This is a genomic window from Armatimonas sp., from assembly GCF_031410135.1.
GTDB lineage: Bacteria > Armatimonadota > Armatimonadia > Armatimonadales > Armatimonadaceae > Armatimonas.
The window spans coordinates 1-9,068 of record NZ_JANNYP010000129.1 but is presented as its reverse complement, the minus strand read 5'-3'; the positions used below and the strand labels follow the sequence as shown (position 1 = coordinate 9,068).

The following is a 9,068-nucleotide window of genomic DNA, read 5'->3' as shown; positions in this document are numbered from 1 at the left end:
GCGCTGGAGCGTGGTTGGTGGTGAAGTAATTGCCCGTCTACGCGGTTTCTTTTTTGGCAACGAGTTGGATTCCTTTTTTGCCTTTTGGAGTCGCCGCGTTTTTCAGCCTGCTACCTCACCACTTTTATGACCTGCACCCGGTGGGCCGATGGCAAGCTCTCTGGGCAGGGCGAGATGAAGCCCTGCCACTGCCACCAGAGCCACGACAGCGGGCCAGCGCGGCTCTGGAGGATGGAGAAGACGAGAGGCTGGAGAGGTCGTCATGAGCGGGCAGGGACTCCAGGGGGGTGGTTTTTGTTATGCATCATCTGCTCGCGAATCTTTGCCATTGCGGCGGGTGGGGGTGGCCCGCCCTTGAACTCCTTGACCGCCTCGGCAGTCTTGGGAGCGTCGCTTGCCTTGTTGCCACAACCAGCGACGAGCGCCGTGCTCGCTAGCACGAGCACGGCCAGACATAGAGTGGTGTGTTTCATCTTGGGTTCCTCTTAGCTTCGACCAGCGTCCCACATATTATCGGCGGGCTGGTTGATCGGGTCAGGATTAGTGGTGTAGGGAATCATGGACTTGGCGTGGCCATCGGCAAAGACAAAGTTGCCCCGCTCGTTGTGCTTGGCGGTGACCGCACCATTGCGCCCATTAGGATAGGCGGCGGTCAGTGCGCGGGTTCCATCGGGCAGCTCGCCTGGTGCGTCCCAGTCCCACCAGTTGACCCCGGTGAGCGTATTTCCCGCGCCCCAGCCCGAGAGGTTTCCATCGCTGCCCAGTTTCATGACATCGTGGTTGTGCTTCTCGGCCAGCAGAATCGTCTCGCTGGGCTTGTTCACGACCGCCATGGTGCGGGCTGCTGCGCCGCTACCCATCCAGGCCTGTGAGATCCCAATCAGGCCAAAGACCGACCAAGTCGAGCCGTTCCAGTTCTGGTAGCCATTGGTCGCGTAGGAGATAGGCACTCCCGCCCAGCCTGCGGTCCAGTCGGGCTGGGTGAGGTCACCATCATCGGGGCACCGGAAGACCCCGAGGCTCTTGACATAGGGCTGCACGGTCGTGGGCCAGCCATTGTTCCAGTCTTCCTGAACACCTATGGGGAAGGTCTCATCATAGTCCTGGGTGTACATCATGAAGGCGGTTCCGAGCTGCTTCATGTTGGACAAGCAGGAGATGGAGCGTGCTTTCTCTCGGGCTTGTGCAAAGACCGGAAAGAGAATCGCCGAAAGGATGGCGATAATGGCGATAACAACCAAAAGTTCGATGAGCGTAAAGCCGCTCCGCTGGGTGTATTTCTGTGACATTTCTTTATTCTTTCCCTCCGAAGACATTTCCAAGGAGGCTACCAATCACGGGAATTCTGCCCAGTAGGTTCTGGGCGATATCGGGATGCTCTTTGGTGAGATGCTGTGCGACGCTCATCAGGTCACCTCGGGTCATGGCATTGACATCGTCGGTGGTGAGTCCAAGCTCCTGGGAGAGTGTCCCTAGGTCTAGACTCTGCGTCTTTGCCTGAGCTACCGCCGCTCCAACCGCCTCGCGATGATCATCCTCGACAGGGAGATCATTCGGCTCTTGTGCCTCATCTGGTTCCTGTGTTTCGTCATTCATGGTGTCTCTTTCCTTTCATACCTGTTGGGAGTTATCGGATCGCTAGCCCTGTTGGGGTAGCGAGACCTGTAACAAAGGCGGTGCTAGTGCCATCGGCGGCCACTTTAGTGATGGTGTTATTGCCGATATTGGCGACATAGAGGTTGCCGGTGCTGTCAAAGACCATGCTGTCAGGCAGATTCAGCTTGCCCACAAAGAAGGTCACCGCACCCGCCGCCGAAACTTTGTAGACGCTATTGCCCGAGCCACTGCTCACATAGAGCGTCCCTGCGGCATCAAAAATTAGGCTATTGGGGTCGCTAACACCGCTGACAAAGCGCGTCAGGCTACCATCCGCCCCGACTTTCAGAAGCTGGCTGAGGCCGTTCTCCGCGACATAGAGCACGCCACCTTTATCAAAGGCTAGCCCCGTGGGGAGAGAGAGTCCCGAGACAAAGACGGTGCTGGTGCCATCGGGCGCGATCTTGAGTATGGTTCCGTCTGCCTTGCTCGTAACGTAGAGCGTCCCCGTGCTGTCGAAGACCTCGGCGCTGGGGTTGTTGATCTTGGTGGCGAAGCTGGTGACTGCACCCGTTGCATCGACTTTCTGGATGGTCGCGGCAGTTTTATTGGCGACATAGAGCACGCCTGCGCTATCGAAGGCCAGTGCCACCGGACCGCTCAGGCTTGAAGCGAGCTTATCTTGAACCCCGAGGAGCGTCTCCCGTGCGATGGTGTTGTCACCGTAATTGGCGATATAGAGCCGTGTCTGGGTATCGACAACGGGGACAATCGTTCCCTTCAAGCTGCCTCCACATCCCGTGAGGGCTCCCGTAGCCAATCCGATCAAAGCAAGTAGCCAACCAGATCTCATTGTTGATCTCCTTCCTTTCCACCTGAGAGCACTGTCCACGCTGAGGTTACGGTCGCAATGGGACTGAGCTGATAGAAGGGAAATGAGCTGCAAGCGAGTAAGGCACTTTGGGACACCTGCAGGAGCTGGGTCTGGAACCATGCGATCTTGTTTGTCTTCATCGAAGTTATCCTTTCGGGAATCGTATGTGATAGTGCGGGGAAAGCCTGGAATTGGTTCCTGTTCAATTTATTTCCCTACGGTGATAATGGAGAAAGAACCCGGAACCAGCGTCCCGCGCCCTGGTCGCCCTCCTCCTGTGTTCGGGGCTGTTGGAGCACTGTACTCGGCGGCAATCAGGAGAATTTTGCCGGTCTTACTGTCCAGCGTCAGAGTCTTGGCCCCCGGCATAGTCTTGACGGTTTGCTCGACCACAAAACTGGTGCGGGACTTCTCTTTGATGATTGTGAGAGTGCCGTCGCCCTGGGAGCTGAAGCACTCACCCGTCTTGGGGTTGAAGACTGCGCCATCACAGCCCCGGCCGATCGGCAGATCGGCGAGGTACTTACCCGTGGTGGCATCGAGCATCACCATCACCTGTGGCTCGCGGCAGGCGACAAAGACCACATGGTTCTTCACATCCAGCGCCAGGCCTGCGTTGCCGCCGCCTTTGCCATTTAGGCTGTAGGTCGCGCTCACTTTCATGGTGTTTGCATCCACCACGGCGACACTGTCTTTGTCTTCAAGGTCGATGTAGATATGTCCCTTGCCATCGCTGACTGCTTGCTCAGGTGCGCCGCCCAGGTCAATCGTACCGAGAACTGCACCGTCGCTTGCATCCAGTACCGTCACATTCGGGGCGCTGTGGCTGAGAACATAGATCCGGTGATTAAACGCGTCTGCGAGAATACCATCGGGTCTGCCCTCGATGGGGATCGTTTTGACGATGGCCAGTGTCTTGGTATCCCACATTGCTACGGGGCTACTGGACGAGAAACCATGGTGGGACTTGCTATCAGTGGCCGCACCGCGTGCATTGGTTTTTGGAAACTCACCAGCAGGCTCCAGGGTATCTAGGTTGAAGACATTGACACGGGGGGATGGCCCCGAGCGCGGAATATAGAGTCGTCGCCCGTCGGAATCGGCATACACATAGTCAAAACCACCCTCACTTCCCACTTTCGTGATTTTTTGCACCCAATACGTGCCGCCCTCCTGTGGCGTTGATGGCTGCTGGGCATAGCCCATTGTCGAAAGAGTCGTGACTCCGATCACGATTGATAAAAGTAGCTGTCGCATAATTGACACCTCCATGTCAGGTTGTTGTCAGGGAGAACAGATCTCGGTTAGTGTGAGCTCTCTTTGAGCTTGTGTGTGCCCTCTTTGATCGGGGCGGTTATAAGCTGTCCGTGTTCAATACTGGAAGAGAGTGCGTGAACCCGTGTGGCACTGGTTCCCGAAAGCTCTTGTGGATGGGGAAAGACAAGCAAGTGCCCTGAAAAACCGCCCGCTTCAGGAGCCATGCCGCTGTCAATCTTGATCAGTCGGTGGTCTGTAGGGCTTGGGTAGCCAACTCCGTCCACAATCTCGAATGCCGTGGGACAGTGTCCAAAGACAACCCCCTGGATGCCGTAGCTATCCAGGCGCGTCTCCAGCACACGAAACGCCTCAGGCGTATTCCACCACTTGGTTCCCAACGGGTACTCTTTGCGCTCCAGCAGTTCGCTCCCATCGGCGCGAAGGAGAGCACTGTAATCTCCCGACCGCAGTGCGGTTTGCTCACGTCCGGCGAGCGCCTGCCAGCGTGCGGCGGGCGTGGGGAGCGAGGTTGCCGGTGGTACCCAACCGGCATGGCAAAAGAGCCAGTCGCCAAGACGCGCCGCGATGGGGAGGCTCCGTAAGAACGTGCCGTAGCGCCGTAGTGGTAGCCCAAGAACAGGTTTGTCTGACTTTCCCTCAGCGAGGTCGGCAACATGTAATCCCTCTGGTGTGAGCTCGTCCTCAAGTGCCTCGGTCTTGGTATCCCCTGTGGGGTCTGCCAGTAGCTCGGCTTCGTGGTTGCCCAGCAGAACAATTACTCGCCCTTTCTGGCGTGGGGCTTCTTCCTGAAGGTGCAGCCAGAGGCCGAGCATCTCCAGGCTCTGCGGCCCCTTGTCGATAGAATCCCCCGTGATAACGAGGAGCGTCTTGCCGCCCTGCCAGTGGTTTCCTTTGTCCAGAACACCTGCGCCTTGGAGGAGCTGAGTGGCGTGCTCATACATCCCGTGGACATCACTGAGAGCGATAATTCGGTCGAAGGAGGCAAGGGCCGCAGCAGAGACTTGAACAACCCCCGGATTATCTCTAGGTAGTGCTGATTGTGATGTTGCACAGGCTGTGTGCGCTCCAGTCAGCAGAATGACAAATACGTGAAAGGCCGAGGCGATCTGCCTCGGCCATTTCTTGCTTTGTCTCTGAGTCCCGCTGAAGTGCTCCTCTTGCGCTAAAGAGCGACGTAGCCATATAGGCCAAAGTAGTTCAGCGGGCTGGATCGGTGTCATCTAAAGGTGCTTGCCGGTATGAAAGGCGTTGTGAACCGCATGCTCGATATTCTTCAGGGATAGGTCGCTTCCGATGCGCTTCAGGGAAAGGCCGTGGGTGAGCTTGATTGAGCCCAGCTTCAAGCTCATGGCATGGGCCTGTGTGCCCAGAGCAAAGGGAGCGACGACGAGGGCAGCGAGTGCCAGGGTAACGATTCGGGTTTTTATTGTTTTTTGCTTGATGTGTGACTCTTTGGTTTGTGTGATTTCCCTTGTAAGGATTACTTCTTAGTCTTGATGCCGAGCATCTTGCCGGTTGTATTCTCTACCTTGCGAGAATCTTTGGCAACGGTCTTCCCAACAGCCTTCGCATTCTTAGAGGTTGATTTGGCAACGCTCTTGGCATCCTTGGATGCGACTTTACCGACTATCCGAGCGTCTTTACCAATCGTGGCTACCGTCTTTCTGGAACTTGACTTGACGGTTGCGGTTGCCTTCTTGGTGCCGATTCCCTTTGTGTCAACCTTCGGACTCTGAGCGCTTGCGACAACAGGAAGGAGAGCGAGTAAGGACATCGCTCCGGTAATAGTTCGTAAATTGGTGAATTTCATGGTGTTTTTAGTGTTTCTTTACTTTTTTAACGTTTAGAGATCAACTATGTTGCTTGCCTCATCGTTTCTGGGAGTAAGTGCGTCGTACAAAATAGAAAAGTTCCCATGAGAGTAGAAATTTTCAGTCGGTAAATTCTGTCGATGTATAATGAGACATGAGAGCTTTACAATTACAACCTCCTATAGCCCCTAATAAACTATCAGAAGCCGATGCTCTTAAGAAGCTCCAGCAGGAGCGGGATCGCTACTGGCAAAATGCCCGCCAGGAGGTCTACAGGGGATCGCGTGAGATCTTTGCGCAGCACGAAGACGAGAAGGAGCGGGGCCTCACGTTCTCAAAGCTGATGCACGGAAATCCGCGCCGCCGCGAGCTTGCACTCACCTTTGACGATGGGCCGCATCCCGCCTACACACCAGAAATTCTTGCCATTCTTGATCGCTACCGAATTTTTGCGACGTTCTTTGTGGTGGGGGAGATGGCGGAAAAGGCTCCTGAGCTGGTGCGGGCAGAAGCTGTAGACGGTCATGTGGTCGCCAACCATACCTACCATCATGTCAGCCTGATTAAGATCCCCGCAGAGTATGTGGCCGACGAGATTAAAGCTTGTGGGAAAGTCATTCAGAGCATTTTGGGAAAGTCACCTACTTGGTTCCGCCCACCCGGTGGGGAGTACAACCGGGAGGTGGCTCTGATCAGCGAATCCCTAGGATACACAATGGCACTCTGGACGGCAGACCCGGGTGACTACAACCATCCTGGCACAGAAATTATCTTGCAAAAGACGCTGAAAAAGACGCAGCCGGGTGGCATCATCTTACTTCATGATGGTGTGGATCAGACCATCGCCTGCCTTCCTCGAATGATAGAGACACTCCAGAAACAAGGCTATCGCTTCGTCTCTCTGGATGATCTCAAGAAAAACCGGGTGAAAAAATGATGAGTGCGAATTTTCAAAATAGGGAACGATTGGCGTGGCGTATCTCGCAGTTGAGATATGAAAAACCTTGTGGCGAGCTGGCCCCGCGCGGGCATAAGTAAGAGTATGTGGCTTCGCCGAAGCTCGACGACCGCACAAAGACACGCGGAATTTGAGGCGCTAGTTGCCCAGGACTGGGAGCGCTTCTGGCGCTTTGCCTACCGCCTGACCGGTGACCGTGACCTTGCCGAGGACTTGCTCTCCGAGACGATGATTGATGCGTTCGTTGCCTTTGATCGCTACCGTGGCGACAAGTTCGCGAGCTGGTTTTTTAAGATGATGACGACCAACCGGATCGACATGGCACGCAAGGCCAATCGTCGCCAGGCGGAGAGTCTGGATACGGTCTTCTCTGAGACGGAAGGGCGCGATATCCCCGACTCGCGGGAGAATCCCGAAGCGCGTCTGATGGACTCGCTCTACTCGGAATCCGTACAAAAGGCGCTGGACTCTTTGCCACTGGAAAATCGAGTTGCCGTCTTGCTGGCAGATGTCGAGGGCTACGACTACACCGAGATAGCAAATATGCTTAGTATCCCCATCGGAACCGTGCGCTCACGCATCTCGCGGGGCCGTGAGAAGCTGCGACAGTCACTGAGTCCAGAGATACACCAACAGAAATTCGAGACACACCATGAAAGATGATGACATACGAGCGATACTCACCGAGGCATCCTTTCCTGAGCCGATTGGGGGGGCTGTCGCCGCGCGTGAGCGGCTGATGGGCACTTTGCGCCACCACTATCCCCCTGAGAAGAACTACGCTGTGAGCCGCCGCTCCCTCCGGCGGCCTCTTGGCGCAATAGCACTGGCTGGCGTGATGGCAGTTGCGCTCTTACTTGTCTGGCCGGAGCAGAAGGCAGAAGCCGACCCGCTCCCGTCCGAGGCGCAGATGCAGCAGTTCTACGACCAACATGAGACTACCCACGTGGCGCACTCCCTGGAGAATCTTCAGGGCTCATGAACGCACGTTGCTCCGGTTTCCTGGGAATACTCTTGCTGATAAGTTCGGCTGTTGTGGGGTGCTCCCCTCCGAGGGTTCCACCTCTAAACAATCTCCCGGCTAAAACAGGGAGCGCCGCTCTACAAGAGGCACGCAAGATTGAGGTGCCTGAGACACTGGAAGGCTGGAAGCTGGTTCGGCATAACGGAGGAGAGCACACGCAGTTTCTCTATGCCAAAGGGAAGCGCTCTTTCTCGCTGTTTTTATCGGAGACCAAAAGCCTCCAGCCTCTCAAAGCTCAAGAGGGCTGGAAAGCGATTCTGCTCGGGACAGAGACAAGTGCATTTCTCCATAAAGACTCACGCAGTCCAAACCGATCTGCAATTGTCTTTAAACACCAGATGCAGCGCCGAATGATAATGGGGAAACTCTCAGAATTAGAGCTTGTCAGTCTTGCAAAACAACTTCAGTAGATTGTATTTTCAAAAACGGAACAAAACATATAAAACTATCGCAATGTAACTATCAAAAATTTTTAGATGATCTTAAATGAGTATCTAAAAGAGAAAGAAAGTTACAGCTCAGGACTTGCCTGGCTTCTTCGTTTGAAGTATAATCCAGCCCACCAATGGCACTGAGTCAATCCATGACACGCGAGCAATTCCAACAGATTTATCAGCAAGGACCCGAAGCCTGCTTCCAGCTTTTTCAGGCTCTCGCACAACGCGTTGCCGCTTTGGAAGATAAACTCGCTCCCGGCCCGCACACTCCCTCATCCGCACAAGGATTTATCAAACCAAAGAACCAAAGGCCAAAGAAAGAACCAAAGGCCAAAGACGGATCGCCCTACCGGAGGGCAGAAGGGACATAAGGGGCATACTCTCGAAAAGAACGAGACACCTGATGAAACCCAGAAGCATCAACCCAACCAATGTCCCAACTGCGGCTTGAACCTCAAAGATATACCGGGAGAAGTGGTTGAAGCGCGGCAAGTCATTGACCTGCCCGAGGTCATCCGATTCTGGACGGTAGAGCATCAAGCCATCCAAGTCTGCTGCCCTGGATGTAAGTGTCAAGTCAAAGCAGAGTTCCCAGAGCATGTGAGCGCTCCCGTGGTGTACGGCCCCAACACGCAGGCTACCTGCCTTGTCTTCAAGATGGAGCAAGCTATTGCCCTCAAGCGCATTGTGCAGATGATCTCAGACTGGTTTGGACATTCTCCTAGTGAAGGCACGATCCAGAACTGGATCTCTCTTGCTTCAAGGCGCTTGGTGCCTGCGGAACAACACATTCGTAAGGGCATTATTAAGGCGCAGTGTGCGGGTTTCGACGAGACTATGGTTCGCTGTGCCAAGAAAAACTTTTGGATTCATGTGGCTCGCACGGGTAAATTGAGTTACTTTAGCGCTCCGGGCGGTCGTGGCAAAGTGGCCATGGGCTTAGCGGGCGTGGCCTGTACCCCTGATTTGGTCCATCGAGTGAGTTAGTCTTCGTTGGTCGTTGTGGGTTTCCCCGGCGGCGAAGCCGCCTCGTTCTTCGTTTCCGTTTCTGGTTGGGTATCTGGTCGTTCTTGGTTTTGGTCGTTCCAAT

General features: G+C 55.0%; 14 protein-coding genes. 5 read left to right on the top strand and 9 right to left on the bottom strand.

Features of this window, described 5'->3' with window-relative positions; translation table 11 throughout:
- Positions 1-102: 102 nt before the first annotated feature.
- The 9 genes from RMO15_RS04785 to RMO15_RS04745 form a co-directional block, all read right to left on the bottom strand.
- Positions 103-264: a hypothetical protein gene (locus RMO15_RS04785; protein ID WP_309708541.1), complete on the bottom strand. Its 162-nt coding sequence runs from the start codon at positions 262-264 to the stop codon at positions 103-105.
- The gene (locus RMO15_RS04780) at positions 261-473 is read right to left on the bottom strand and encodes a hypothetical protein (protein ID WP_309685295.1); all 213 of its coding nucleotides are present in this window, start codon (positions 471-473) and stop codon (positions 261-263) included. The genes RMO15_RS04785 and RMO15_RS04780 overlap by 4 nt, the downstream gene beginning before the upstream one ends.
- A 12-nt stretch (positions 474-485) precedes the next feature.
- Positions 486-1,289 carry a DUF1559 domain-containing protein gene (locus RMO15_RS04775; RefSeq protein ID WP_309708539.1) on the bottom strand — a complete coding sequence of 268 codons (804 nt, stop codon included), beginning with the start codon at positions 1,287-1,289 and terminating at the stop codon, positions 486-488.
- A 4-nt stretch (positions 1,290-1,293) separates the two neighbouring features.
- Positions 1,294-1,596: a hypothetical protein gene (locus tag RMO15_RS04770; RefSeq protein ID WP_309708536.1), complete on the bottom strand. Its 303-nt coding sequence runs from the start codon at positions 1,594-1,596 to the stop codon at positions 1,294-1,296.
- A gap of 31 nt (positions 1,597-1,627) precedes the next feature.
- Positions 1,628-2,449, bottom strand: a complete 822-nt coding sequence (locus tag RMO15_RS04765) for an SMP-30/gluconolactonase/LRE family protein (RefSeq protein ID WP_309708533.1) — start codon at positions 2,447-2,449, stop codon at positions 1,628-1,630.
- Positions 2,450-2,677: 228 nt separating this feature from the next.
- On the bottom strand, positions 2,678-3,727 hold the full coding sequence (locus tag RMO15_RS04760) for a hypothetical protein (protein ID WP_309708530.1): 1,050 nt from the start codon (positions 3,725-3,727) through the stop codon (positions 2,678-2,680).
- A 47-nt stretch (positions 3,728-3,774) separates the two neighbouring features.
- The gene (locus tag RMO15_RS04755) at positions 3,775-4,968 is read right to left on the bottom strand and encodes a metallophosphoesterase (RefSeq protein WP_309708527.1); all 1,194 of its coding nucleotides are present in this window, start codon (positions 4,966-4,968) and stop codon (positions 3,775-3,777) included.
- Complete coding sequence (locus RMO15_RS04750; protein ID WP_309708524.1) at positions 4,969-5,097, bottom strand: hypothetical protein; 129 nt, start codon at positions 5,095-5,097, stop codon at positions 4,969-4,971.
- Between the two features lie 131 nt (positions 5,098-5,228).
- Positions 5,229-5,558, bottom strand: a complete 330-nt coding sequence (locus tag RMO15_RS04745) for a hypothetical protein (RefSeq protein WP_309708522.1) — start codon at positions 5,556-5,558, stop codon at positions 5,229-5,231.
- 155 nt (positions 5,559-5,713) lie between these two features.
- On the opposite strand from RMO15_RS04745, the gene RMO15_RS04740 reads away from it, so the two are divergent.
- The 5 genes from RMO15_RS04740 to RMO15_RS04720 all read left to right on the top strand — a co-directional run bounded on the left by RMO15_RS04740 (position 5,714) and on the right by RMO15_RS04720 (position 8,965).
- Positions 5,714-6,496: a polysaccharide deacetylase family protein gene (locus tag RMO15_RS04740; protein ID WP_309708519.1), complete on the top strand. Its 783-nt coding sequence runs from the start codon at positions 5,714-5,716 to the stop codon at positions 6,494-6,496.
- Between the two features lie 105 nt (positions 6,497-6,601).
- Entirely contained in the window at positions 6,602-7,180 is a 579-nt protein-coding gene (locus RMO15_RS04735) for a sigma-70 family RNA polymerase sigma factor (protein WP_309708515.1), read from the top strand.
- Positions 7,170-7,499, top strand: coding sequence for a hypothetical protein (locus tag RMO15_RS04730; RefSeq protein WP_309708512.1), 330 nt, complete (start codon positions 7,170-7,172; stop codon positions 7,497-7,499). The genes RMO15_RS04735 and RMO15_RS04730 overlap by 11 nt, the downstream gene beginning before the upstream one ends.
- 143 nt (positions 7,500-7,642) lie before the next feature.
- Positions 7,643-7,951: a hypothetical protein gene (locus RMO15_RS04725; protein WP_309708509.1), complete on the top strand. Its 309-nt coding sequence runs from the start codon at positions 7,643-7,645 to the stop codon at positions 7,949-7,951.
- A gap of 501 nt (positions 7,952-8,452) precedes the next feature.
- A complete protein-coding gene (locus RMO15_RS04720; protein ID WP_309708506.1) occupies positions 8,453-8,965 on the top strand; it encodes a transposase in 513 nt (170 codons plus the stop codon).
- Positions 8,966-9,068 lie beyond the last annotated feature (103 nt).